Raw genomic sequence first — 25,431 nt, forward strand, 5'->3', positions numbered from 1 at the left:
CCGCAGTTCGGTGGACGAAAAGTGCTGCCATATTGGAACCGCTTTCGTGGCACGAACTGGCATGTAAGCGGGGCAGCCAGCCCGCTTAAGCAAGCCTTCTCGGTTTCGGTACGATCCTTGCTTGGTTGACGTTGTGTTCACGTTGCAATGGGTCATTGACATGAATTGGCACACAACGAAGGAGTTCACGCCGCTGATGCTCGTGATGGCCAACAGCGACGCGCTTAAAATCAGGACGCTGTATGATGTCGGGCGTGTCCTGCTGGAGTTCTGGCCAGATGAGGATGGTGAGAAATACGTCGTCGCGGTAAAAACCTGCGTTGAAGCCATCACAGGAGAAACGACACCAGAGGACGCGAGACGCGCGTTCATCGACGCCGCCGGGGAAGCCAACATTCCTGTTATCACCATTGTCAGATAGCCTGTACTTCCTGTTGCAACGGGAGTCCTCGCCGGTACACAGGAGCGTCCCCCGTCAGGCATATACCGGCTCGCGGCAAGAGCGGCGGCGTCGTGAAAGCCTTGCCAGAACCTCCGTACTGTTCCGTCAACGTGGAGCGCGATATAACGAAGCTACGCTGAACACGCCGTATTAGGGCGCGACATCGGCGGGACGTTGGAAGATTTGATAAGGATCCGGTTCAGAGCAGGGCTCATGGCATTGCCGAGGCGATCCCGTGGTGAACGCGCAGCAGTGTTACCATCGGGGAAGGGTTCAAGCTTCGAATTGAACTTTTTTCACCATCCGCTCGTTAACGCGCATCGGTATCGGGTTTCGGTCAAACCCTTACCAAAGATCTTGCTGGCGCTTGCACGAATTGAGGAGCTGGATATGCCGAGACGAACAACAAATTCCGACAATATGGAGAACTCTGGATCAATTCCTTGGGGGAAAGTGATCGCGGGTATCGCCGGAAGTGCCCTGGCGACCCGGGTCATTCGCAGGGTGCCGCTCGGCCGGGTTGTCATTGCGGCTGCACCATTGATCATCGCCGCTCTGCAACGGGACCGCGGCTCAACGAAAAGCCGACCAAAGGGTTGACTTCTCTTAATGTACAGACCGGCTGGCACGCGGCGGTTTCCGATCTCTCATTCGAGCGACCGTCAATCGCTGTCGGCTGTCTTCCACGTGGAGGGCTCAGTTCGCTGGCGTGGGCGATTTCGGTTTGGCGTGCGTCAAAAGGTAGGGAGTGAGCGCCATGGCCACAAGCGACCGTGTTGTGAAGCTGATTTCCGAGGCAGTACGAAACTGGTTTGACTATTATGATATGACGCCCGACGACGCCTCGACCGAAATACTATGTGCCGCTGCGATCGACCTCTACAATGGAGGCCTTGTCACGGTAGACGCGATCACGTCATCGCTTATTGGCACTTATGTCGGTCAGATAGGGATCCAATCGAATGCGCCCACCTCGATCGCGATCCATTGACGTTGAGGCGCGGCAGCGATGAACGGGGCGGGAAAGCCACGAGCCATTTGTGTCGATTTCCGCTCAGATCTCGAGGCTGCGGTTGGGTACTCACCTTTCTGGCAGATGGAGACAGAGCTGAAATGACCTATCGTGTTGAGTACAATCATAAAAGCAGTGGCCTGATCTGCGTTGAGGCCGGCATCGAACTTAAAGAAGACGCGCAGATCTTGGCGCGTAAAACCTTGGATGTCGAGGGGGCTACCTTCGCTCGTGTCATCGACGAGGACAGCGAGGGCGAAGTTTGGTCGGTCAGAACAGGAGGTGACGGAGCGACCAAGTAAGGCTAGCGGTCGTGATGAGGATGAAACCCGTCGACTTGCCCAGCTCGGCCGCACGACGTTACCTTTTCGACAGACCGTTATAGTCATCTATGTCACTAAGAAATCCTTATGCGTCTGGCGTCGCATTCTCGGCGTGCCAGGAGCCGAGCCGCGTCGGAACGCTGAAAGGGACCATCCTGAAAGTAATATCCTTACCATGGAGCATGCCATCAGCGGCCGCCGCCTCGGCGCGATTGTCGACCAAATTATTTGCCTTTCGATGGTCGTTGCAGAGGACAACTCGCCGCGGTGAAGTACCGACGCCGAAACCCGTAGGGTAGGAGGACGCCGGGTTCGCCCGACCTCTGGGCTTGGATTTGTCGCCGTTAATGATGAAGCGGGAAACTGCTCGGAGCAGCCTTTTTGCCTGTCAAGAGCGCGAGGAAGACGCCCGGGCTTGCCCATTTAACCGGTGGGTCGCGTCGCCGCTTCGGCGGTGGCACACCAAAAGCCATCGCTGCCTATAAAACTCGAAAGATGCGGCGTCCCGGAGAGCAAAGAAAGCATGGGCTTGCGGCCCGGGGCGAAACAGTGCCCTTCTCCGCCGTACCGCGTCGCAATCCGCTGTCCCGCTTCGACGAAGAAAGAGGAGAGCTGTCGCGCTCTCCTCTTCGTCAGGCCGAACGTCCGAACAGGTGCGGACGTTGGGGTTCGGCAATCGGAATACGTTTAGCCGCCGATTAAGTTTCACCAGCGGGCCTAGTACCTTCGAGGTATCCATGCAGAAGTCGGCTCACCAGACGCAATGCAGCTTGGCTGCGTCAGGCATCCAGCACGCGTCAGCAGCGCGCTGAGAGCCGGTGAGCGCTCGGGGACACAGCAACATGATCCGACCGACGGATGGAAGGATGGTCACCGATGGACCACGCGTACGACCGTCGCAAGATTTCGTTGAATATCCGGCGATACAAAACCGAGTGCACGCATGCTTGGACCCTTGCCGACACCCAGATCGTGCATGCCTTCATGGCCTGCCTGCAAGAACCCGGATTCGGTTTGGTAATAGGGGAGAGCGACGATCCTTGAGAGGATCAATGCCATAGGGAACCGACATCCTGGAGCAGCGTTAGCGTCGAGGAAACAGGCATAGTTCTAGAAAAAGGACGATCCCGACAGAACGGGTGAACAGGGCACTTCGAAGAAAGCAATCTGCCCCCTCGCATCACGGCCGCTCGGAAAGGTTCGGTTGTCGAGGGAGTCGCTCAGGCTTGAGGGAGAGAACGGGGACGGCGACCAGCTCTTCATGGGATGTCCTTCACCCTCTTTCGGCCATCTCACGTCCAGACATGCGAGAGTGACGCATCTCAGAAGGAACGGTTCGCCACGATCAGTTTCCTGGCTTGGTCCTTCCGCTGCAATCGATGGTGATACCAAATGGTAAAAGAACATGCCTCGCGCGTTGTCGTAATCAGCGACTACCAAGAGGGCCCTTTTGATGAAGAGCCGCGACCATCCGTTGAATGGTATCGGGACAAATGGCAGGCCGTTCCGCAAGCGGCCGGGCAGGTTGAGATTTCAGATTTTCCAGTTGAGGGAAGCTATCTTGAGCGGTTGCCATTGGCGTGCGTCAAATCCGGGTTGGTCGACGAAGCGGAGATCTGGACACATTGGAGGGGTGGCGAGCTTCCGTCTGAACCTCGGGACGTGACCTCGCCGCTGCGGCGGCGTGCCTTCCAGATGAACGGCTTTGCAGCGCCTTTCAACTCAAACGACATGATTGGCCACATCCAAGCCTTCGGTGCGCCAGAGCTGCTATGCGTGTGGGGCCTGGGCGTAAGCGAAGACGTCATGGCCGCGTGCTCTTCCAGCTTCAAAATCTACAATTCGATTGATGCCCCATCCTTGAGAGTACCTTTTGAAGTGGGGCGACACTTCGACTTGGTTATCACGGGAGCTGAATGGCAGTCAGATGAAGTTCGGCAAGTTTACCCGGACGTGGAGACTATCGTGCTACCGATTGGGCCCGAGTTTGCGTCCCCGACAATGTTCGGCCCGCTGCCTTTGGAAAAAATATATGATGTCATCTACATCGCAGCCGCACAGCCATACAAGCGTCATGACATCCTCTTCGATGCGCTTGCTAAATTCCCACGGAAACTGAAGGCGTTGTGCGTCTGCGGATACGGTGAACTGGTCGACGACCTGAAAGCCATGGCCGACAGGCTCGCAGTTGATGTAGACTTTATCGAGCCTCCCGGCGTCTCTTATAGCGCGTTAAACAAGCTGATAAACCAATCGCGACTTGGTGTTGTCTGCGGCATCGACGACGGTGCTCCCGCTATAATCACCGAGTATATGCTCGCGGGGATACCAGTCCTGGCGAATGCAAAGCTGAAGTGCGGTCTCCAATACATCCGACGCGAAACCGGTGTGACGCGAACCGCGGAGAATTTTCACACAGGGTTCGCCGATATCCTAGGAGATATTGGACGGTTCTCTCCGAGACAGGCTGTCCTTGAAAACTGGGTATGGCAGCACTCGATTGAAAAACTGACGAACGCAATCCTGTCGACGAAGAAAGGACGGCATATTTTCAAGGGAAAGGAACAAAGATTTTAAACGCAGGTTGACCGGCACAACAGCGCACGGGGAACCGCGATGAACCTTGTAAGTGCCTTCAACACGCCGCCTCGAAACGCCCCAATTGTTTGCTTTTCGCACCTGCGGTGGGATTTTGTGTTCCAGCGACCGCAGCATTTGATGGAGAGGTTCTCCCGTACCAGAGACGTCATCTTTTTCGAGGAATACATCCCGACAGATCACCACCTGGCATATTATGAGGTCCACACGTTCAAGGGCTCGTCAGTGAAGGCTATACGTCCGAGGGTTCCGCATTGGTGGCCCGAGAGCAAACGGCTTAAAACTCTGTCAGACCTCCTCGATCAGGTGCTTGAGCTGGCGAGGATCGAGCGACCAGTTTTATGGTTCTACACGCCGATGATGTGCGACATCGCCAGCCATGTAGAGGCGCAAGCCGTCGTCTATGACTGCATGGATGAGCTGGCGAATTTCAAGTTCGCCCCATCCTCCATACGGGAGGCAGAGCAAAGGCTTCTGGCGCGTGCAGACGTGGTTTTCACAGGTGGTGAAAGCCTTTATCGCTCTCGGGCCGAGTGCCACGGCAACATCCACTGCTATCCGTCTAGTGTCGATATCACGCACTTTGGGCAAGCAAGGTCCATTCAGCGCAGTCCGCTTGATCAGGAAAATATACCGTCGCCACGGCTTGGCTATGCCGGTGTGATTGATGAAAGGACGGATCTGGGGCTTGTCGCGGAGATCGCGCGCGCTCGCCCCAACTATTCTTTCGTGTTCGTCGGTCCAGTGGTCAAGATTTCGGACGACGACCTTCCTCGTGCCGCAAATATCCACTTTCTTGGTCGAAAAGAGTATGACGAGCTCCCGTCTTACATGAGCGGCTGGGACGTGGCGCTAATGCCCTTTGCTCATAATGACGCAACGAAATTCATCAGCCCGACCAAGACCCCTGAATATCTTGCCGCCGGATTGCCGGTTGTTAGCACCCGGATAACAGATGTTGTCGCCTCCTATGAGGGCCTGCCCGGCGTATTCCTCGTGGACGGCACGCAAGACTTCGTGGCGGCGTGCGATGCTGCATGTCGGATAGATCAGGGCACCCGTGGATGGCTGGACGTCGTCGACAGCAAACTTCGCCAATCGTCCTGGGAGAAGACGTTCGATGCCATGGAAGCGCTTGTAGAAGAAGCTGCATTGCGTGAACTTCATGTCTGATAAGCCTCGCGTCGTCCTTGCGACCGATAGTCGAGACCCGTCCGGTGTCGGCGAGCATATGCTTGCGCTGGGTGAGGGGCTTTCAACGGAATTCGACGTCACCGTTGCGATAGTCGGAGAAGACAGGACGGGCCTTCTTCCACGCGCGGCACGGGTCGGGCTTCGTATTAGGTTAGCCGCAGACGACGACGAGTTTCGAAGATGGCTGTCGAAAAGCAATGCCGCGCTTCTGCATGTCCACGCCGGGATCGGGTGGGAAGGGCACGATGTCGTGCGTGCGGGGAGTGCGTCGGGTGTTCCGGTGATCCGAACCGAGCATCTCCCCTATCTGCTGACCGACGCCGAGCAAAAGCGGCAATACCTCGAGGACTGTAGGCTCGTTGCCCAGCACATCGTTGTTTCGACATCCTCCAAAAAGTCCTATGTCGCCGCTGGTATAGCAAGCGGGCAAATCACTGTTGTGAAAAACGGCGTGAAGCCATGCGTTGCGTCGGTGTCCCGCACGTTTAAATCCGAGGAGCTCGGCCTTTCGGGAAAGACGGTTATCCTGACGGTGGCCAGGTTCACAGCACAGAAGGATCACACCACCTTATTGAAGGCCTTCCAGGAAGTGCTTGAGACCATCCCTTCAGCGGTCCTGGTCTTGGTCGGCACGGGTGAGGAGCAGACGGCGGCTGAGGCGCTGGCCAAAGAACTTGGGGTTGAACAGGCCGTAAGATTCTTAGGCAACCGTCGGGACGTCTTCGAACTCATGCACCTTGCGGATCTGTTCGTCCTGCCCTCGCGCTTCGAAGGTTTGCCGCTTGCCGTATTGGAGGCCATGTCTGCGAATTTGGCTGTCGTGGCGACCAGGATCGACGGAAGTGTCGAAGCTTTAGGCAACGACCATCCTTTTTTGGTGGAACCTGGTAACGCTCCCGCGCTGGCCCGCATGTGTCTAGCCGCACTCAACGACCGCGAAGCCACCGTCATCGCGCAGAAAGAGCGTTATGAGGCGCACTTTACTTCGTCTCGTATGACCCATGAAACAGCTGAAGTTTACCGAAAACATCTTGTCGATACGTCATCATTGGAGACTGAAACCATGGCCCGCACCCGGATCGGTTTTATAGGCGTCGGCGGCATCGCGAACCGCCACTTGGAAATTCTAGCGAACTTCGAAGATGTTGAGATCGTTGGCTTTGCCGATCCCGACCTATCTCGCGCCGATCGTGCGGCAAGCCGTTTCGGTGCGCGATCCTATGACAATCACGTCGCGATGTTGGACAACGAGCGGCTTGATGCCGTTTACATCTGCATCCCGCCTTTCGCACACGGTAATGCCGAGTTTGATCTCATCGAAAGAGCTATACCGTTCTTTGTCGAGAAACCTGTTACAAAAGACTTGGCGCTTGCTGAACAGATCGCCACCAAAGTCAAGGAATGCGGACTTATCACCGCCGTTGGCTACCACTGGCGCTATCTCGATACCGTGGAGGAGGCGCGTGAACTGCTAAGGGAAAATCCTGCACAGCTTCTGTCCGGTTATTGGCTGGATTCCACGCCGCCGCCAAGATGGTGGTGGAAGGAGGACCAGTCGGGAGGCCAGATGATCGAGCAGGCGACCCACCTTCTTGACCTTGCGCGTTTTCTGGTTGGAGAAGTGACAGACGTTTATGGACGCGCGGGCCACAAGGATCGCCCGGACTACCCAGGGTTGGATGTTCCCACCGTAACAACGGCGAGCTTGACCTTCGAGACGGGTGTTCTCGCAAACGTATCGTCGACATGCCTGCTTGGATGGAGCCACCGCGTCGGACTGCATATATTTGCGGAAAATCTTGCGATCGAACTGACCGACCGCGACATAATGGTCGACGTCGGTCGTGGTCGTCCCGTGCGCGGCGCTGACGGTGACCCTGTGTGGCGCGAGGACCGCGATTTCGTCGATGCGGTAAAGGGGCTTCAAAACAATATAAGATGCCCCTACGACGACGCCATCGTCACGCACCGTCTTGCGACCGCTGTCATGTCCTCGGTGTCAAGCGGCCAGCCGATCAAGCTCGATACCAAGCAATTCGAACGGGAACTGCTTGCTCCACTGAGATCGTCGCCCCGTAATAACGACGAACCGGAGGGGTTACCACCTGGGCACCGGATTATCCGATCGCTCGGCGTCAGTGGCCCCGGCGAGGCCTATTTCACTGAATACCAGGAGGGGCCACCTGCACCCGGCCATGTCAGGCTAGAGACACTTTACACCGGCCTGTCTGCCGGAACGGAAATGACTTTTCTCAAGAACACCAATCCGTATTTTCACTCTCGCTTCGATGGCCACCGCGGCGTTTTCATATCGAACGAACCAGATTTGAGATACCCGGTACCCTTTCTCGGATATATGGAAGTCGCCCGTGTGTCCGAATCCGATGCCAGGGGCTTCCTCCCTGGGCAGATTGTATCGGGGACATTCGGTCATAAGACCGGCCACACCGCCAACCCAGAACACGAAGTGCTGGTCGCCCACCCCGCCGATCTCGATCCCATTCTGGGAATATTCGTCGCGCAGATGGGCCCAATCGCCGCCAATGGTATCCTTCATGCGGACGCAGACTATTTCGGCGCAAGCGTGCCCTATCTGGGTGCCAGCCTGTCTGGGCGGCCAGTTGTGGTAAACGGTGCAGGCTCTGTGGGAATGCTGACGGCACTTTTTGCCTTGAACGCGGGTGCATCGGACGTGGTGATATGCGATCCCTCGCCCTTCAGACGCGAGAGGGCGCAAGCACTCGGCTTGACTGCCATGACGGAAGAGGAGGTCTGGCAACATGCCAAGGCCAGATGGCATGATGGCGCAATGGGGAGAGGCGCCGATTTCGTGTTTCAGACCAGAGCCGCGTCGGAAAGTCTCAACAACGCACTGAAAACGTTGCGTCCGCAAGGGACGGTGATCGATTTGGCTTTCTACCAAGGTGGAGCATCCGCCTTGAAGCTTGGCGAGGAATTTCACCACAACGGTCTGAACATCAAATGCGCGCAAATAAACAGGGTTCCGCGTCCGGTAGCGGGTTCGTGGAACAGAACGCGACTTGCTCAGGAAACAATTAGTCTGCTTCAAAGCCATGGCGACGCCATCCGCGAGCACCTCATCACACATCTCGTACCCTTGTCGGAAGGGCCGCGCTTTTTGCACACGCTCATCAATGAGAGGCCGGATTTTATCCAGGTCGTCTTCAAGGCGGACCAATGACAGAGCCAGAGCAATCACCTGTCCGGATATTGTTTGTTTTCGCTTGGCTGGTCGTGGGCGGCGAGGAAACAGAGGTTCGACTTCTGGCTGCCAATCTCGATCCGAAGGTCTATCGGATCGACGTCGTCGCATGCTTTCGCAAATCCGGCATGCCCGATCAGACACATGAGCAATTGTCTGAACTGGGCGTGGACGTCGACACGGCGCCTTACGAGATGTCGTTCGAGGACACCGTCGTATATCTGGCGGACAAGGTTTCCGGCTATGACATCGTCGTGTCATGCCAGAATGTGGCAGATATCTATCCCGCTCTCGAGCGCCTTTATCTTAGACCACCCCTTATCGAACACGGTGGCTTAGTTTCCGAGGCTCAGGCTGGGCCGAAACATTTCACCACAAAGTACGTTGGTGTTTGTCGATCAATACGCGACGCCGCGGCCACAAAAATGCCCGATCGAGAACATGATGCGATCGAGATCCCGTCCATGGTCGATCTGAGCGAGTTTGATCAAGCGCGTCGTGACGCAGTCAGGCAACGGCTGGGTATTAAGGAAGAACAGGTTCTCATAGGCTGGGTGGGAAGGCTGGATCCTAAAAAGAATGTGCAGGACTTTATCCGCGCGGCGGCGCTCGTCAAGACGGAAGCCAAGGACGCGACGTTCCTTGTCGTTGGCGGCCCGGACGCATTTCACGCCGACTATGCCGTCGAACTTGCGCGTCAGGCGTCCGCTCTGGGTCTTGACGCCTCTGTGCAGTTTCTTGGCGATCGTACGGATGTGCCCGACCTCATGGTTGCTATGGACATCTTTGTGTGGCTGTCCGAAGGCGAGGGGATGCCCCACGTCGTTGCCGAGGCGGGGGCGGCAGCCCTTCCCGTCATTGTCACGCCCGACCCCGGCGTGCTTCAGCAAGTCGAGAATAACCTGTCGGGACTTGTCGTGCCTTATCGCGACCCACCCGCGGTCGCGGCTGCTATTCGACATCTTCTGCAGCCTGCCGAGCGTCGTAGGATGGGTGAAGCGCTCAGACGCCGCGTTGTCCAGGACTACAGTGTGAGCGCGGTCATTCCACAGTGGGAGCGCCTTTTTTGCGACGTGATGACAGAGCAGAAGGTGAGCCAATCATCAAGGGTGTTCAAATCCTTCTTGCAAGCAGGGTTCGAATGTTCGACGCACCGCTTGCGTCCACGAGACGAGAGTATCATGGGCAAGCGATTGGACGTGATACGGGCGACGCGGCACGATGATTACGCCTACAATGACTACGTCCAGCTACAGGAGTTCGGCATCAGAACTGTCCGCGATGGATTCCGGTGGCACCTGATCGAGAGGGATGGCGTCTACGATTGGTCAAGTGTCAGGTCGATGCTCAGAGCGGCGACGACATCGGGAACGCAGGTCATATGGGACCTTCTTCATTACGGGTGGCCCGATGACATCGACATTTGGTCCCCCGCATTCGTCGAGCGGTTCGCGCGGTTTGCCAGGGCATGCGCGCAAGTCGTTGAAGAAGAGACCGATCTGGTGCCGTTCTACTGTCCGGTGAACGAAATTTCTTTCTTGGCCTGGGGCGGAGGGGATGCACGCTACCTAAATCCGTTCGCTCATGGCAGGGGATTTGAACTGAAGGTGCAACTGGTCCGGGCCGCCATTGCTGCGATGGATGCCATACGCGACGTTGATCCTCGTGCCCGATTTGTCCATTGCGAGCCGCGCATCAACGTCGTCCGGGATCGTCACCGACCTTGGGACGCCGCGGCGGCGGAAGGACACCGCCTGTCTCAATTCCAGGCCTGGGACATGATCGAAGGGCGGATGTGGCCACAGCTTGGCGGAAAACGGCAATATCTCGATGTCATTGGCGTCAATTATTACTTCAACAACCAATGGATACATGGCGGTCCCCCGATCGACATAGAGCACCGCGACTATAAGCCCCTACGCAATATTCTCGTTGAGACCTATGCTCGCTACGGCCGGCCAATTATGATCGCCGAGACCGGCATTGAGGGAAACAGGCGAGCCTCCTGGATCACTTATGTGGCAAACGAGACGCGCCAAGCTATTCGACAGGGCGTGCCCATGGAGGGGATTTGCCTATATCCAATCGTCAATCATCCGGGATGGGACGACGATCGTCCGTGCGAGAATGGCCTTCTGTCTACGGGGATCCTGGGTGATCGCCGCACCGTCGCGGATAGAAAATTTGCAGAAGCTTTGGAAACTTTGTTCCCGACACGCGGCCCACGGTCGTTGGGCGTGGGAAAATGACATTTCACGGATCGCTCGTGGATTAAAGGGGCCTAGTTTTTTAGATATGTTCATACACCGTCGGGCTGGATGACGCGGTCCCCCGCCACGTGACGACAAGGCGACCGCTGCACGATAAAGGTCGAAAGACGAAATCTAAGGTCCCGACCGCCGGCGCCGAGAGAAGGTGCGCGCCGACATTGGAGAGCTGCTGCCATGCGTGAGCTGCGTGGCAGCTATTCCTTGCTTATGCAGCCTGCGCGCACCATCTCCCGATCATCGCCAACAATGTTCAGCTATGACACCGCGACCTACGGGCACACGCGAGGAGATCAACATGAACGCAATTTCCAAGACGTTGAACGAAATGACGATCGTGGAGCGCACCAGTCTGCTCGACACGGTCGCCGATGCACTCGAGGCCACCGCAGAAGAAGCCAAAGACGCGGGAGACGTTCTATTCGCCACCAACTCGACATGCGTGGCCAGTACGATCCGAGGCCTGTCTGGGCACCTCGGCATCCGCGACCTCCCGGCCGCCGAGCTTCTTCTTGAGCAAGGGATCATGCTGGTTCACCAATATTCTAACCGGAGCCTGCACGAGACGCACCACTGACGCCGACCGGCTTCTCATCCTCGAAGGTCGGCGAACAGAAACTCTCGGTCGCCTTTGACGCGACCGCGACTAAATCTATTTGTCTTCACTCCCCCCTATGAGGCGACGGATACTGCAAAGCTGTTGAACTGCTGCTAAACTCTTTCTCGGTGGCTTGCCCGCCGCCCAGGCCAACGCCACTTCCGACCGAACCCGCATCGTGATCCGTGTCAGCCACTGCCCGGCGACACGCTCTCCTCGCCCTTGTCCGGCAGAGTTCCAGCGCCGGGGGTCTTGCTCTCGTCCTGGAGTTGATCCTTGTCATGAGGCCCTGCCGGCGGATGCTCCTGTATGTCGATCGGTTTCTTCCCGGTCTTCTCGATCGCCTGCTGGGCTTTCTTGTCACTTGTCATGTTTGCGCTCCTCATCTTGGCCACAGGAAACCCGCGACCGCGTTGACGGTTCCAACAAAAGGCGAGCGCCGCAGAAGATCTCGTTGAAGGTATACGTGTAAAGCCGGCGTGATGCCCGGCTGTCTTAACTCGATTGCTTGATCGGCTGGCGCGCTACGGTGAAGAGCGGATACGCACTCATGGTGAGCGTCAAAAGCATCACCGTCCATCCGCCACAGTGGCTTGCTTTCATCGAGCGTGGCCTTGGCGGCGTAGACCGCTTTCCATGCACGGCAGCTCAACAATGGTCGCCACCTTTACCATTTAGCAGGCAGGCGACGTTTACTCGACGTTAAAGGCGCGCCGCATTGGCGCGCCTTCCTTGACCTGACAGTGTATCAGGCTCGGTCAACAATGTTCTTTACCGCGTCCTTCGCGTTGCCCTTGGCCTGCTGAGCATCACCCTTGGCTTCCTGGACGGCGCCCTTGGCCTGCATTTCTTTGTCATCGATCGCCTTACCGACAGCCTGTCGAGCCTGGCCGGCCAATTCGTTTGCCTTACCGGAAATATTGTCGCTGGTGCTACCCATGTAACTTCTCCTCAGAGACAGAAGCGTCTCGCCGAATAAACGGGATAAATGTTCTTTTGTTCCGCGGGCCGGCATCCTTCATTGGAGGCTGTCCGATCGTGACGGCCTGCAAAAAGGATCCAGGGGCATGCCGGGTGTCCGCAAACCAAGCCGCCCCTGCAAATCGCTGGGATGGCTGCACGACTGCCGCCGTCATGCGAGGAAATTCCCCTCGGCTTGCGAGTAGGGGGGCCCGGAAGGCCTAAGTCAGCGCGTCTCTTGACGTTGTCACGATGAAAAAGAGACCGTCGGAAGGAAAGTCGATGTCTGCCTCGCCCCGAAGGCTCGCGCCGAGCATTTGAATAAGCTTTGTCCCAAATCCGCGCCTTTCCGGCTCTACCACAACCGGCCCTCCGGTTTCCTTCCACTGGAACACGAAGTCGCCTCCGGTAACGCTCCAGTGGATGTCCACGCGGCCCTGAGGCTCGGAGAGCGCGCCGTACTTGACCGCGTTTGTCGCAAGCTCGTGCAGAGCGAGCGAAAGGCTGGTATTCGATCGATGGGAGACGTCCAGGTCAGGTCCGTCAAACGCGATGCGGCCGGCCTCGTTGAACGGCGCGACTGCCTGCTGAACGATTTCCCGCAAGCCTAGGCTTTCGAACTCTCGGCCGCGCAGAACGTCGGCGGAGCGGGACAGGGCAGCCAGACGTTGCGATATTGTCGACCTGATGCTTTCAATCGGCTCGTCGGCGCGCAGCGACTGGTTGACGATCGACTGAGTGATCGCCAGCATGTTCTTCATCCGATGACCTGTTTCTTGAGCCATCATCGTCCGGTAGGCTTCCGCCTGCCTCCGTTCGGTCGTGTCGATCGAGACACCACTCATCTGTTGTGGCCGCCGCGCCTCGTCGAATTTCGTCTCCGCCCGCACTTCGATCCAGGAGAGGCTTCCGTCTGGCTTTACGATCCTGTACTCCACATGAAGGTTGCCATCGGATTCCAGCGCGGATCCAACCGTTTGCTGCCAACGTTCCAGGTCGTCGGGATGGATTGAGGCTCTTAAATCCTCATAGGTGAAGTTTTCGGCGGGCTCGCGTCCAAAGTTCGCCTTGCAGATTGGCGAACAAACCAGCCGGCCTTCTTGGACGTCCAGAGTCCAAACGCCGAGACCTCCGGCTTTCAAGGTGAAGTTCAACCTCTCCTCGCTTGCCGTCAGATCGGCGATCCGGCGTTGGAGCGTCGCCTCCAGGTCCTGCTGTTCGGGACGCGACGGCGCAGTCCTCTCCAAGGTCGCATCATACTGAGAGGCGAAGAAATAGGTCAGCTCTCCGTCATCGAAGACAGGTGATACGAGCAACCTGTTCCAGAACAGCGAACCGTCCTTGCGATAGTTGAGAAGATCCATCTCTATGGGGCGCTTCTCCGCGACTGCCTGTCTGATCTTGTCGACGTCGTCCGAATTCGTTCCTGGTCCTTGGAGAAAACGGCAGTTTCGCCCCAGCGCTTCCTGGCGACTGTATCCCGTGAGGGCGGCAAAGGCCTCGTTCACGAATATGATCGGATTGTCCGGCCGGCGGGGATCGGTGATGATCATCGGCATCCGAGAGGCTCGCATCGCGGCCGCGAACGGATCGGAACCTGAGCTTACTTGATTGATCTCGCGGTCGATCCGACGTTCTTCGATACTGTCCATCACCAATTAATATACACGTTATGTTCCGTTGTCACTGCCTTCGGAGAGAAGGCTATCTCGAGGAATATGCCGCGCTGCGATGTGCGTACTTCGCATGAAGAAAAACCGCCCGTGGAAAGAGAAACCCGGGCGAAGCCGTTTTTTCAGGCGAATTCTGTCTGTGCAAGACCCAAAGCAACTGGGAATTGCTACCCGAGACGAATGACCGCCTGGATTGGTATGATGCCGATCAGCGTGCCGTCTTCGCGTGTGATTTCGAATTGCTGAACGAGGGGAGTATCTCCCGTTATGACCGCATCGAGCACCATCTCGCGGGCAGCGTTGGACGCATCCACAACAGCCAAGTCGTCTGTATCGAAATCCGCGCCAACCTCATCCAGTTCGAGGATGCCATCGGTCCGCAGGTGAAAGAAGTATTTGGTCAACTCTGGTCCTCCGCGACATCGTTTCAGGATAAGCACGACGCACGAAGCCGCGCGTTGACCATGTCTCAACTCGCCCGTCCATTCGCTGCTCAATCGGCAATTAGTAACCGACTGATCCAACTAACGTTTCAGATCGCAAGATTGTTTCGCTGTGAATGAACGATCTCGCAACTCGGCATACCAATCAGCGTAAGGGGTATTTCGGGCGAGGTAGCGATTGTAGTCGGGAGCGCCATCGGTCCACCATGGAGCTCCCCGCTCGCCAAGTGCCACCTTGGCATCGTCGATACGGCCACGTGCTTCCGCCATCTCGCTGCTACCCGCTGTCGCACCGCGAACGGCGCGCCGGGCAGCCATGAGCTCGGCCACCAGACGATCGCGAGTATCTTCGTCGAGTGCGGGGTTAGCCTGCCGCCACAGGCGACCGCGGACGACGAAATATCGCTTATCGGGCGTGATCGGGTACTCCGGCAATCCGTCTATCCTGTTTTAATCGAGCTCGGAAGACTGCCTTCGATGGCAACCTCGACGATATTGACGGCTTTACTAATGCCTTGTGAGAGCGTGATCAATCGGCGCTTTCCCCGCTAAGCTTCCACGATTGGCCGGAGGGGCAAGCGACACCGTCGAACCGAGTTTTTCCGCCGAGGGCTTGCTGACTTGTCGTAAATTTTCGGCACCCAGTCTCCTGGCCGGTGGTATTTTCGACATGCTCGATGACGCCAGCGCTGCCGGTTTCCGGGTTTGCCCAGGCCAGCGGTTTCGATCCCGCTGATGCGTTGCCGACAGCTTCAGCAATGACAGTACGATCGTTAACCGGAGCGCTCGCGGATGTCGGACTTGTCGCGGAGGTTGTCTCGAGTGGCTCTTGGGAAGCGCAGCCGGTGGCGAGTACGCCAAGTAGTGCAGAAATCAAGATCAAATGTTTTGGCAAGTTGCTGCTCCAGTGATATTTGCGGGACTGCCATTAGATTGTGTCTACAAACGGGCCGATCACGTCGATAGCGCTGTGTCGATGCGAAAACGTGTTAGGTCCTGGCCAAACGAACGTTGCCCATCCTTTCGCGCGTTTAAGACCAAATCGCGAGTGGCTTTGTACGGCGCCATGCTGGTCCATTGCCGCGACTGGGGACTTACCAGTTTCACGCGGGTAGCCGATGTTGAAGCACCAAACCGCTCTATAATGTCATTCAACACTCAAGTAAGCCGCGAGGAGCAATCAAGCTGCGCTTGAGATCGCGCGACGGCGACGCCGCCATCTCGAGGCTCAGCAGCTCCCTTCTGTCTATCCGGTCGCCTATCCCGCCATCCCGAGCTAGAGATCCATTGGAACAACTATGGCGTCTGCAGGTTGGTCATGCTCTGACAACATAGGAGACTTAAAAGCATGGTAACCATGGTGGGCAACGAGTCCGAGATCAAGGATCTGGTCAAGAACCTCCTTTTTTTGGAGCATGATGCAATCGCCGCCTACGATTCGTGCATCGAGCGTTTGGACAGTCGGGAACTGGCCAGCAAGATTACGGTCTTCAAGGAGGACCATCTCGAGCATGTGCAGGTTCTTAAGGAAATGGCCCGAGAGTTGGGCATCGAGGCGCCGACGGAAGGCGATATGAAGCAAATGCTGACGACCGGCAAGATTGCGCTTGCCGACATGATGGGTGACGCTGCCATCCTAAAGGCGATGAAGACCAACGAGGAAGACACGGTCACCGCCTATGAGCGAGCCGCCCGGCACGAGGATGCAATTCCGGCATCAAAGGCCTTTTTTATGAAGGCACGTCAGGACGAGGAAAAACATCGCGCTTGGATGGAAACAACAGCAAAAACCCTCTGATCTCGTGACGTGGTCGCAAACACGTCAAGTTTGTGCAACCAACCGAACAACGATTGTCGGCTTCGCCGCGAAATGTTTTCGCGACCGTCGCTGACGTCCGGGTGAAAAAGGGCGCTTACCATGAAGGGTGGAGCGCCCTTGGCTGGATTGTATTCCGGTGAAATAGTCCTACTTTTTGGATGTCACCTCGTGATCAGGACGCAAAGGCCTTACTTTCTACGGCATGGACCTATCTAGACCTTTCAGGTTAGCTCTTGCGATCTATCAGAAATCACTTACTTTTTGGCGCGCATGTCAATTCGCTCGAACAGTGGAAGAGCACACGTGTCGGACGTAACTCAAAAGGGGCAAGGTGCAAAAAGCGGCATTGCTCTTATGATCGAGAGTGGCGCATGGGATGACTACATCCTTGGGCCGCCAGGTGACTGGCCTGCCTGTCTGAGGTCCGCAGTCGACCTCATGCTCCCGTCGCACGCCCAGATTGTGATGTTTTGGGGCGATCAGTATGTCGCGCTTTACAATGATGCTTATGCGCCCAGCATCGGCACGCGCCACCCAAGAGCATTCGGGCGGCCTGGACAGGAGAACTGGTCCGAGCTTTGGGATGATCTTGAGCCGATGCTCAGACGGGTGCTCCACACAGGCGAGACCGTCTCCGCCAAGGATCGGCCGTTTTACATCGAAAGGCATGGACACCCGGAAAACGTTTATTTCGACATCTCGTACTCCCCCATCAGGGACGAAAGCGGCAAGGTTCGCGGTGTCTTTTGCATCGTGAACGAGACGACCGAGCGCGTCCGATCGCAGCTTGCCCTGAAGGAAAGCGAAGAGCGTCTGCGCGCTCTCATCTCTCAATCGGCGGCTGGGATCGGACAGACAGATCTCTCGGGTCGAATGGTCTTCGTCAACAGACGCTTCAGCGAGATGCTAGGCTATGAAGCCGACGAACTGGTCGGTATCAGGTTCCAAGATATTACGCATCCTGACGATCTGCCGGAGACGGAGCGACGGTTCGAGCAGCTAATATCAGAGGGCGCAAGCTTCGACATGGAGAAGCGGTGCGTTTGCAAGAGCGGTGGTCTCGTTTGGACGGCTATCTCGGTCGCGGCACTCAAGGACGAACACGGAGCGGTCCGGCAGGTCGGTTTCATTGCCATCGACATATCGGCGAGCAAGGCCGCACAGGAGTCCGAACGACAACTTGCCTCGATAGTGGCATCGTCAAACGATGCGATCCTAAGCATCGACATGGATATGAGGATCACGAACTGGAATGCTGCTGCGGAAAAGCTTTACGGATATACCCGTGAAGAGGCGATCGGGCAAACAGTGCTCATGCTCGTTCCAGAAGGCAGGCGCGACGAAGAGACGGAGATCCTCTCCAAAATCAGCGCAGGCGAGACCATCCATCGCTACGAAACCCAGCGACTTAGTAAGAGCGGACGTCCGGTCGACGTTCAGCTGAGCGTATCGCCCATCTACGACAGCAGTGGTAGGGCAATCGGCGCATCGAAAATGTCTCAGGACATATCCGCCCGCAAAGAGGCCGAGCGCTTGCAGCGAGTGCTTATCGGAGAACTCAATCATCGGGTCAAGAACGTCTTCGCGACGGTGATGGCGATCTCACGGCAGACCCTGGACCGCGACGGGGACGGAGCCGACAGTGTAGCCTCGTTTAACGCGAGACTGATGTCGATGGCGCACGCTCATGACCTTCTGACACACAACGACTGGCAGCGTGCCGATCTCGCTGAGCTGATAAAGCAGGTGTTGAAACCCTATCCCCCTGAGAAGTTCGATGTCGAGGGTGGCCCGGTGCTTCTCCCGCAAAAGGCCGTCGTGTCGTTCTCGCTGGCAATCCACGAACTCGCAACCAACGCTGCCAAATATGGGGCCTTGTCTGTTTCCCAGGGTACCGTCTCGATCTCATGGACATATTCGCAAGCCAGTCGTCGGCTGCGATTCAGTTGGATCGAGCGGGACGGTCCGACTGTGGAGCCTCCGACCCGCAAAGGTTTCGGTAGCCGTCTCATCGAGCGGCTTCTCGCCGCTCAGATCAACGGTCAGTCGTCTATTTCGTACAATCCTGATGGTGTCGCTTGCGAAATCGAGGCTGTGCTGGCACAAGACGTGTAGGTTCCAAATATTGCTCTGGCAGGCCGACTTGCGAACCAATCGCTAGCGCGGGAAAGGGTAGCTTCCTCGCAACCACACCAGCATGCTTGCAGCTGATCGGGACTTGCCACGCGCAATGCGTCGACGCATGCCGTCCATCCGATTTCGACGAACATCCCATCTGCCCGGCATCACTGGCTAATCTCAAAATAGGCGACGGCGCAGCCGGCAAGCTGCGGCATGCTTCCTGGAAACGAAGTAGCCGCGATCGAGCTGAGGTGCCCTTGCCGAAACGTGTTGTTCTTTGCTTCACGGTCAAGCGAATACCGCCCTTGATCGGTATCAAAGCGTACAGACAACCCGAGCTCTGTACCTATGCGCCCTCAGACTGAAGTCCCATGCCAGGAACCGCAGCGCCCGAGATCGCGTTTTCATTCGCTGGGCAACAATGAGGGTTCAATGAGCCATAACGTCTTATCCAGAGGTTTTTCGAAGTTTGCTACCACTGTTGCGGATCTTTCCGGAAAGCCTGCAACGTTCGTACTCGCGGTCGCGCTCGTCGTCGCTTGGGCGGCGTCGGGCCCTGTCTTCGATTATAGCGAAAACTGGCAGCTGGTGATCAACACAAGCACGACGATCATCACGTTCCTGATGGTTTTCGTCCTTCAGAATTCGCAGAACCGTGATGGCAAAGCGCTGCAGGCGAAGCTTGACGAACTGATCCTGAGTTCGCAGGCCCAGAACAAGTTCGTCGGAATCGAAAAGCTAGAAGAGCAGGAGCTTCGCGAGCTGAGCAAAACGCTGGCGGAAAAGGCCGAATGTGTCGAGGAAGTCGCGGAGGAGAAGGCCGAAGAGCGGGAGCGCAAGCCTGCCTGACCCAGGGAAGCCATCGACGGCCTTTAAATGCGCTGCCTTCTGCGCTAATCCGTCCTTCGCAAACGAGCCGATAAACGGATCTCGTTACTGCTGCTTCTCTGAGCGCCTGGATCGCATCAAGCTCATGCAGTTGAGGGACGAACCCTGTCTTCTGTGCAAGCGCGTCGAGTAGAGCTTCTATAGTTATTTCCTTGAGCATGGGTCGTCGGCAACGATGTCAGACGTGATAAGGTTCGATGGCGCTTGAGGTCTCAACGCTATGCCCCTCAGAAACTTTTATTGTCCGCCAGTCGCGCGAGTTCTTCAGCCTCGAGGCGCTCGACCCCAATCATATGGTTTCTTGCCGGGCTGGACCGAATAAGTTCATCGACCTTGACCTGAAGTGCCGCCATGTCCCGGTTCTGGCTGTGCTGCATGATGAGAAGCAGGAAGAGCGTCACGAGCGTGCCGGTCATTGACGAGATCAGATGCCACTCCCTTGGCAGGCCGAGTGCAGTTCCGACTGCGCACCAGACGATGACGAGTGCGGCGGCGCCCGCCAGAACAAGCCGATGTCCCGCCAACCAAACGGCGGTCTCCGACAGTCTAAGGAATGCGGCTCCGACCTTCATGCTGATAAAATGGTTTTAGAATGGAAGGGTTCCGACGCCTAAAGCATTTGGTCGATCCAAGAGAACGTGGCAGTCTTCGGGCTGACATGCGAGGGCAAGACGAAAGGTGGGGCAACTCGCATAAGAAGATCGTAGCCGAACTTTACAGAAAATGAGGATATTCGTCACGCTGTCACTGCGCTCGCGCTTGAGCCGGATATTTCCAGTTGATCGCCTTCATGACACGCAGGGCAGGCAACCACCATCCTTCCTCTTCCGGGAGGACATGCTGAAACGCATCTACGCACGAAAGCCATTTATGCGCGCGAGGGCGGCACACGCCGCGGTTAAACGGCGATCGCTGTCGGCATCGGGTAACCTCATTCGTCCTTTGATCCCATTTTCAAGAAAAGGCGATTACAATGACCCAGCGTGACATTGAGGAAGAGGCCATCATAGCGATGATTATGATGCGGGCGAAAGCAATTGGCGAGAAGGATGCCAAGGATGCTTTGTCCTTCCATACAGACGATTGCGTGGAATTTTCTCTTGCGCCACCGCTTGTTTATCATGGCAAGCACGAGGCAGGACTTCAGGCCTGGTTCGATAGCTGGGAGGGCGCGATTGGCGGCGATGTCCAGGACGTCAAGCTCACCATAGGCACGGACGTGGCCTTCTGGAGCGGCCTCGTCAACATGACGGGAACAAAGACCGACGGTACAATCGTGGATTTGTGGTTCCGTCAAACCCTGGGTCTGGTGAAGCTCGAAGGGCGATGGCAGGTCGCGCACCAGCACGCTTCCGTTCCATTCGCAATGGATGGCAGTGAAAAGGCGATGCTGAACTTGAGGCCTTAGCGAATAGGCGGCCGGCGATCGTTGGAGGGGCGCGGCCTCGAAGCAGCGATCTCGCCCCGCCTCGTTTAGGAGGATCGTGGACACCAGATCATTATGCAGCCACGCTCAGACTGCGGTTGATTTCGACTTGGCAAACTCCGTCTCGATCAACAGGACCGAGCGATCTGAGGTCTCCATTACGTTGTCAGCAACTTGGCCGTAGGAGAGCCGTTCTCCAGCCCTGCGGCTCACTCCAAGCACAATAAGATTATAATTGCCGCTGCGCGCAAGGCGGAGAATATCCAGCTCTTCCGAAGATCCCTGACGCACGAGCTTTTCGGGTTTGACGTCGTAGTAAGCGGCAATGGCGTCGAGCTGAGTGAACGGATTGCTCTTGCTCGTCCCCCTGTCGGTGACCCGCGAGATCCCCACCGATTGAGGGCGCTCCTCGATAAACGTCATTGCACAGTGCCCATCACTTGCCTTGGCGAGCGCAAAAGCAAATTCTGCAGCACGCGCCGACCGCTCGGTGCCGCTGACGGCCACCAGGATGCGAAGAGCGGTGCCTTCGTCAGGCATATGGCCGCGTGAGGAAACAATCGCCGTCGTACCTGGAAATTCAAGCGAGGTTGTCTCGATCGTTGGGTGGTAGCTGCCGTCCTGCTGTATTACGGGCTCAATGCCCGCAAATAGCAGATCGTGGCCCGATTTCGAAATGTCTTTGAGTGCACTTTCTAATTCACCGCCCATGTCGAATTCTGTCACGTGAATGCCTGGCTCCCGATCCGCCGCCACAGACGTTTGAGCCGCGTGTCTCTCGAGCACATCGACAATGTTGCCATCGCTCCTTGTGTCCGTAGCCACGCTATCTCCGCGCTCAGGCTGATCTCGCTCCACAGAGGAGACATTCAGCGTCGTTACCGGCATGTTCCTCGCTGCAGCCAGGAGTGCCAAGAGCCGAGCCGCAAGCTTACTATTGGATGACCCATCCACGACAAGAACAGCTCTCTCGAACTGGTTCAGGAAGCTGTCTTTTTCGAAGTCCTCGCGCTCGAGGCGGTCTTTCTCTTCCTCTCTTAGGGGAAGCCTTGCCAGTGCCCATCGCAAGGTCGGTGGCATTGCCATGGTCGTCACGACCGCCATCGCGACGATCACGGAAAATAGCTGTTCGTTTAATACTCCGACGGAAAGGCCGATCGTCGCAACGATGACCTCTGTGGAACCGCGAGCGTTCATCCCGCATCCCAGCGCCAGGGCCTCGGAGTTCGAAAGCCCACTTGTCCTGGCTGCTGCAAACGCGCCGCCGAATTTGCCAATCGAGGCGATGAGCACGACCGCCACCGTCAATGCGAGAATTTTTGGGTCTGCGAGAGTGGTCAGATCGGTCTGTAAACCAGTCAGCCCGAAGAATACCGGCATGAAGAGAGCGGTCGTCAGACCGCGCAACTGGACATCGATCTGCCTTGTGAGGATGGGCGATTCACCAACGAGTATGCCGGCCACGAATGCTCCAAGGACGGTGTGGACCCCGATTGCGTTGGTAATCATCGCCATGCCCCCCATGATGGCGATGATCGCGCTCAATACAGGCAGGTCGCTTTTGAAGTTGTCGTTGGTCCAGCGAATGATCTCAAAAACGATGCGGCGACCGATGGTGAAGCTGAATGCCATGAACGCCAATGTGCCAACAACGCTTTTCATCAGCGTCAGGGGATCGACGGTTCCTGTTTTCGCAAGGCTGAAGGTGATAGCAATGATGATCCATCCGAGGGTATCGTCGATGATGGCGGAGGCGACGATCAATTGTCCGATGTTGCGCCTCATGAAATCCATCTCGCGTACCACTGAAGCAACAATCTTCACGGATGAGATCGACAGCGCCGTGCCGAGAAAAAGCGACGCGACGAGCCTCTTGTCTGGGTCGGGTAGAAAATCTGCGGGCATAAGCTCGCCGAGTGCGAACCCAGCGGCAAAAGGAACAGCGATCCCGGTCAACGAGACGCCCGTTGCCGACTTTCGAAGTTTGCGAGCCAGTGCCAGATCAGTCTCCATACCCGCCAGAAGCAGAAGGAAGAGGATTCCGAGCTGACCCACTGCGTTGGTCATGCTCTTTTGCGCTGCGTCCGACGGAAAAAGCTGGGCTTGTAGGTCAGGCAAGGCCAAGCCAAAAAGAGAAGGGCCAAGCAACACGCCTGCAATGATCTGCCCCATAATCGACGGCTGTCCGATCCGCACCATCAATTCTCCCAGGAGGCGACCTGAGACGACAAGAACGACAATTTGAAGAAGGAACAGCGCTTCTGAGGGTTCGGCAACCTTATGCTCGCCCGCCGCCAGGACGGGTGTGGCGAACAGAATAGACGTTAAGATTAGAGAAGCTGCCAACGATGTAGGCGATATGCGACGTTTCGTCATGTAGGGGACCTGATTGAGGCGGATAGGAACGAGAGGCCCGACGAATAGTTCCCTTAAGCTTCGTCGATCTCTTCACAAAGCTCGGCGGTGGAACCACTCAGCTCTGTTACGGGTTACAGTTGCGTCAGCCATGCGGTGAAACATAGCGCGCCAGCCAGCGTGGCTAGATGATTACATTCCTGCGATAGAGAGGAAAGCATGGGTACCAATGATAGCAACGCCACACCGGAGCAGCGCCGGCCCAACGACGTCAACCCTGTCCCAGCAGAGCCTGAAAACGCTGACAACGAATCTTTGGCACCGACGACGGTGCAGCCGGCAGGCAGCAAGGATGAAAGTGAGCGTCCAATCGTCAATCCAGTCACCGGCGCGGCCCTTTGAGGAACTCGTATGATCGAACAAGATGAGCTCCGCCAGCAGGTCGAATTTTTGGCCGCTGCAGCAGAAGCCGAGCCTGAGACCGTATCGGACCTCAAGTCGCTCGCAGTCCAGCTTTGGGCGAAGTTCGACGAGTTCAGCGTCGAAGATCTTGAGGACATCTTGCGAGACACTTGGCGAAGCCGGGGACTTCCGTTCAATGACAATGCTCCCTTGTGAGCCTCCCGGTTATGCTGCATACGTTAGCGGTGAGACCCTTCACGGGCTGAAAGATCGCAAGCTGCTTACCGCGTAAGACGCCTGTCTTGTTCCCAGCGCAGAAACGCGCAGCCCTCTATCAACCGCGATTACTTCACGAAGTCGACCTCGACGCCCGGCTTGACCATGCTTGCCAGTTCCTCGACGTCCCAGTTGGTCAACCTGACGCAACCATGTGATCCGGACTTGTCGATCTTGCTCGGTTCTGGGGTTCCATGAATGCCATAGGTCGGCTCTGACAGATCGATCCAGACGCTGCCGACAGGGTTGTTCGGTCCGCTCGGAAGCGTGAGCCTCTTTTTGTTCTTGCCTTGCTGAAAATTGACTTTCGGATTGTATTCATACTTGGGGTTGCGGGCGACACCATTGATCTTGTGGCGGCCCTCAGGCGAGGGGTTGTCTTGGCTGCCGATCGTCGCCGGATAAGCGGCAATGATCGAACCGTCCTCGGCAAACGCTATGACCTCGCCAGCATCGCGGCGTGCTTCAATTCGCTTCACCGCTCCCGTGCGCGGTGCACCGACGATGGCGACAGCAATTGTGTCACCTGGTGCGAATTTCGATCCTGGGTTCAGCGTGCGAAGCAGATCGATATCCATATGAAACCGCTCCGATAGCTTCTCCTGGACGCTGGTGTAATTGAGGTTTTTCATTTCAGCTTGAAGCGCATAGTCCTCAGGGATGGCCTCTACAAGATCTGCGACATCGTCCGGCTCGACCTTGTATGGGCCGATGACCTGCTGGCCGTCGGCCACACGCTTGGCGACCTCTTGATCGAGCTTGCCGTCGACCGGCAGTCCTTGCATGGCCTCGAAGGCTGCGATTGCTTTGTTCAGATTGGCGCCGTCTAGACCATCGATGACACCGGGCGACACGCCTGCCGTGTCAAGAAGAACCTGCAGTCGAATGATTGCAGGGTCTGGTAGTGGCTTTGGCTGTGTCGGACGAGCGGTCGTCAGGATACTGACGTCCGCGCTATTGATTATGTCAGGTGTCAGGTCCTGCGCAATAGCGCTATGGAAGAAGGGAAGGACGGCCAAGGCGCTGAGTGCAACGAGTTTTTTCATGCCAGTAGAAGCGTGAGCTTGCTGTTTTGTTCCCCGCACGCTTGATGCGTGGCTTTGTCATCATGCCGAGGCCGATCTCTTGTCAGCAGTTGTTTCGAGTCCGGCCCAAGACAATATCGTGTCCACGACCGCATCAGAACCTCAGGCGGCGTGATCTTTGGCATCCATCGACGGCCTCGAGCACCATGTCGCTGGAATACCCGACAGTAAGTCGTCAGTGTGACGAACGGAGAGTACGTTCTCGATCGTAAGCACCTTCTAAGCCAGCCGCCGAGGCGCATGTCCGCGACTACGCGCGCCTAGCCAATATGTCGAGCAAGACGATTTGCTTAATTCGGAGTGGCGCCCCTGACTTGAGGGCGTTT

At 56.8% G+C, this 25,431-nt stretch carries 24 protein-coding genes and 1 pseudogene; 15 read left to right on the forward strand and 10 right to left on the reverse strand.

The genetic code is table 11. From position 1 onward, the window contains the following. Nucleotides 1-121: 121 nt before the first annotated feature. From ACIQUB_RS28895 to ACIQUB_RS28910, 4 genes are all read left to right on the forward strand, one after another. Nucleotides 122-421, forward strand: coding sequence for a DUF982 domain-containing protein (locus tag ACIQUB_RS28895; RefSeq protein WP_402934708.1), 300 nt, complete (start codon nucleotides 122-124; stop codon nucleotides 419-421). 234 nt (nucleotides 422-655) lie between these two features. Continuing rightward, nucleotides 656-1,042 (forward strand): hypothetical protein, encoded by a 387-nt coding sequence (locus ACIQUB_RS28900; protein ID WP_402934711.1) that lies wholly within the window; start codon nucleotides 656-658, stop codon nucleotides 1,040-1,042. A 157-nt stretch (nucleotides 1,043-1,199) separates the two neighbouring features. Beyond that, nucleotides 1,200-1,433 carry a hypothetical protein gene (locus ACIQUB_RS28905; protein WP_402934714.1) on the forward strand — a complete coding sequence of 78 codons (234 nt, stop codon included), beginning with the start codon at nucleotides 1,200-1,202 and terminating at the stop codon, nucleotides 1,431-1,433. A gap of 122 nt (nucleotides 1,434-1,555) precedes the next feature. Then, nucleotides 1,556-1,756 carry a hypothetical protein gene (locus ACIQUB_RS28910; RefSeq protein ID WP_402934717.1) on the forward strand — a complete coding sequence of 67 codons (201 nt, stop codon included), beginning with the start codon at nucleotides 1,556-1,558 and terminating at the stop codon, nucleotides 1,754-1,756. 891 nt (nucleotides 1,757-2,647) lie between these two features. Here ACIQUB_RS28910 and ACIQUB_RS28915 read toward each other — a convergent pair. Next, entirely contained in the window at nucleotides 2,648-2,836 is a 189-nt protein-coding gene (locus ACIQUB_RS28915; protein ID WP_402934720.1) for a hypothetical protein, read from the reverse strand. Nucleotides 2,837-3,169: 333 nt separating this feature from the next. Between ACIQUB_RS28915 and ACIQUB_RS28920 the strand changes: the two genes are divergently transcribed. The 5 genes and pseudogenes from ACIQUB_RS28920 to ACIQUB_RS28940 all read left to right on the forward strand — a co-directional run bounded on the left by ACIQUB_RS28920 (nucleotide 3,170) and on the right by ACIQUB_RS28940 (nucleotide 11,636). Further along, nucleotides 3,170-4,354, forward strand: coding sequence for a glycosyltransferase (locus ACIQUB_RS28920; protein ID WP_402934723.1), 1,185 nt, complete (start codon nucleotides 3,170-3,172; stop codon nucleotides 4,352-4,354). A 39-nt stretch (nucleotides 4,355-4,393) separates the two neighbouring features. Beyond that, nucleotides 4,394-5,539, forward strand: a pseudogene (locus ACIQUB_RS28925) (glycosyltransferase family 1 protein); the annotation flags it as partial. A 1-nt stretch (nucleotide 5,540) separates the two neighbouring features. After that, the gene (locus ACIQUB_RS28930; RefSeq protein ID WP_402934726.1) at nucleotides 5,541-8,771 is read left to right on the forward strand and encodes a glycosyltransferase; all 3,231 of its coding nucleotides are present in this window, start codon (nucleotides 5,541-5,543) and stop codon (nucleotides 8,769-8,771) included. Beyond that, nucleotides 8,768-11,041 carry a glycosyltransferase gene (locus ACIQUB_RS28935; RefSeq protein ID WP_402934729.1) on the forward strand — a complete coding sequence of 758 codons (2,274 nt, stop codon included), beginning with the start codon at nucleotides 8,768-8,770 and terminating at the stop codon, nucleotides 11,039-11,041. The genes ACIQUB_RS28930 and ACIQUB_RS28935 overlap by 4 nt, the downstream gene beginning before the upstream one ends. Before the next feature lie 316 nt (nucleotides 11,042-11,357). Further along, nucleotides 11,358-11,636 (forward strand): hypothetical protein, encoded by a 279-nt coding sequence (locus tag ACIQUB_RS28940; RefSeq protein WP_402934732.1) that lies wholly within the window; start codon nucleotides 11,358-11,360, stop codon nucleotides 11,634-11,636. A 209-nt stretch (nucleotides 11,637-11,845) separates the two neighbouring features. On the opposite strand, the gene ACIQUB_RS28945 is transcribed toward ACIQUB_RS28940, so the two are convergent. The 6 genes from ACIQUB_RS28945 to ACIQUB_RS28970 form a co-directional block, all read right to left on the reverse strand. Continuing rightward, the gene (locus ACIQUB_RS28945) at nucleotides 11,846-12,028 is read right to left on the reverse strand and encodes a hypothetical protein (RefSeq protein ID WP_018899441.1); all 183 of its coding nucleotides are present in this window, start codon (nucleotides 12,026-12,028) and stop codon (nucleotides 11,846-11,848) included. A gap of 377 nt (nucleotides 12,029-12,405) precedes the next feature. Continuing rightward, entirely contained in the window at nucleotides 12,406-12,597 is a 192-nt protein-coding gene (locus tag ACIQUB_RS28950; RefSeq protein ID WP_402934735.1) for a CsbD family protein, read from the reverse strand. A 241-nt stretch (nucleotides 12,598-12,838) separates the two neighbouring features. After that, on the reverse strand, nucleotides 12,839-14,269 hold the full coding sequence (locus tag ACIQUB_RS28955; protein ID WP_402934738.1) for a PAS domain-containing protein: 1,431 nt from the start codon (nucleotides 14,267-14,269) through the stop codon (nucleotides 12,839-12,841). A gap of 188 nt (nucleotides 14,270-14,457) precedes the next feature. Then, complete coding sequence (locus ACIQUB_RS28960; protein ID WP_018899438.1) at nucleotides 14,458-14,694, reverse strand: DUF6894 family protein; 237 nt, start codon at nucleotides 14,692-14,694, stop codon at nucleotides 14,458-14,460. Nucleotides 14,695-14,814: 120 nt separating this feature from the next. After that, entirely contained in the window at nucleotides 14,815-15,168 is a 354-nt protein-coding gene (locus ACIQUB_RS28965; protein WP_402934742.1) for a hypothetical protein, read from the reverse strand. Between the two features lie 94 nt (nucleotides 15,169-15,262). Beyond that, nucleotides 15,263-15,628 (reverse strand): RT0821/Lpp0805 family surface protein, encoded by a 366-nt coding sequence (locus ACIQUB_RS28970; RefSeq protein WP_402934745.1) that lies wholly within the window; start codon nucleotides 15,626-15,628, stop codon nucleotides 15,263-15,265. A 453-nt stretch (nucleotides 15,629-16,081) separates the two neighbouring features. Here ACIQUB_RS28970 and ACIQUB_RS28975 point away from each other — a divergent pair, with 453 nt between their 5' ends. From ACIQUB_RS28975 to ACIQUB_RS28985, 3 genes are all read left to right on the forward strand, one after another. Beyond that, on the forward strand, nucleotides 16,082-16,531 hold the full coding sequence (locus ACIQUB_RS28975) for a DUF2383 domain-containing protein (protein WP_402934748.1): 450 nt from the start codon (nucleotides 16,082-16,084) through the stop codon (nucleotides 16,529-16,531). A gap of 375 nt (nucleotides 16,532-16,906) precedes the next feature. After that, nucleotides 16,907-18,667, forward strand: coding sequence for a PAS domain S-box protein (locus ACIQUB_RS28980; RefSeq protein WP_402934907.1), 1,761 nt, complete (start codon nucleotides 16,907-16,909; stop codon nucleotides 18,665-18,667). A 438-nt stretch (nucleotides 18,668-19,105) separates the two neighbouring features. Then, the gene (locus tag ACIQUB_RS28985; protein ID WP_018899434.1) at nucleotides 19,106-19,522 is read left to right on the forward strand and encodes a low affinity iron permease family protein; all 417 of its coding nucleotides are present in this window, start codon (nucleotides 19,106-19,108) and stop codon (nucleotides 19,520-19,522) included. 266 nt (nucleotides 19,523-19,788) lie between these two features. Here the strand turns inward: ACIQUB_RS28985 and ACIQUB_RS28990 are convergent, their stop codons facing one another. Then, nucleotides 19,789-20,133 (reverse strand): low affinity iron permease family protein, encoded by a 345-nt coding sequence (locus ACIQUB_RS28990; protein WP_402934751.1) that lies wholly within the window; start codon nucleotides 20,131-20,133, stop codon nucleotides 19,789-19,791. Nucleotides 20,134-20,534: 401 nt separating this feature from the next. Between ACIQUB_RS28990 and ACIQUB_RS28995 the strand changes: the two genes are divergently transcribed. Further along, the gene (locus tag ACIQUB_RS28995) at nucleotides 20,535-20,969 is read left to right on the forward strand and encodes a YybH family protein (protein WP_402934754.1); all 435 of its coding nucleotides are present in this window, start codon (nucleotides 20,535-20,537) and stop codon (nucleotides 20,967-20,969) included. Nucleotides 20,970-21,074: 105 nt separating this feature from the next. Here the strand turns inward: ACIQUB_RS28995 and ACIQUB_RS29000 are convergent, their stop codons facing one another. Further along, complete coding sequence (locus ACIQUB_RS29000) at nucleotides 21,075-23,363, reverse strand: cation:proton antiporter (protein WP_402934757.1); 2,289 nt, start codon at nucleotides 23,361-23,363, stop codon at nucleotides 21,075-21,077. 198 nt (nucleotides 23,364-23,561) lie between these two features. Here ACIQUB_RS29000 and ACIQUB_RS29005 point away from each other — a divergent pair, with 198 nt between their 5' ends. Together ACIQUB_RS29005 and ACIQUB_RS29010 are read left to right on the forward strand one after the other, a co-directional pair. After that, on the forward strand, nucleotides 23,562-23,744 hold the full coding sequence (locus tag ACIQUB_RS29005) for a hypothetical protein (protein ID WP_402934759.1): 183 nt from the start codon (nucleotides 23,562-23,564) through the stop codon (nucleotides 23,742-23,744). A gap of 9 nt (nucleotides 23,745-23,753) precedes the next feature. Then, the gene (locus ACIQUB_RS29010) at nucleotides 23,754-23,960 is read left to right on the forward strand and encodes a hypothetical protein (RefSeq protein WP_018899428.1); all 207 of its coding nucleotides are present in this window, start codon (nucleotides 23,754-23,756) and stop codon (nucleotides 23,958-23,960) included. Between the two features lie 128 nt (nucleotides 23,961-24,088). On the opposite strand, the gene ACIQUB_RS29015 is transcribed toward ACIQUB_RS29010, so the two are convergent. Continuing rightward, entirely contained in the window at nucleotides 24,089-25,066 is a 978-nt protein-coding gene (locus tag ACIQUB_RS29015; protein WP_402934911.1) for a L,D-transpeptidase family protein, read from the reverse strand. Nucleotides 25,067-25,431 lie beyond the last annotated feature (365 nt).

Source organism: Rhizobium sp. NPDC090275, from assembly GCF_044772225.1.
Taxonomy (GTDB): Bacteria; Pseudomonadota; Alphaproteobacteria; order Rhizobiales; family Rhizobiaceae; genus Rhizobium.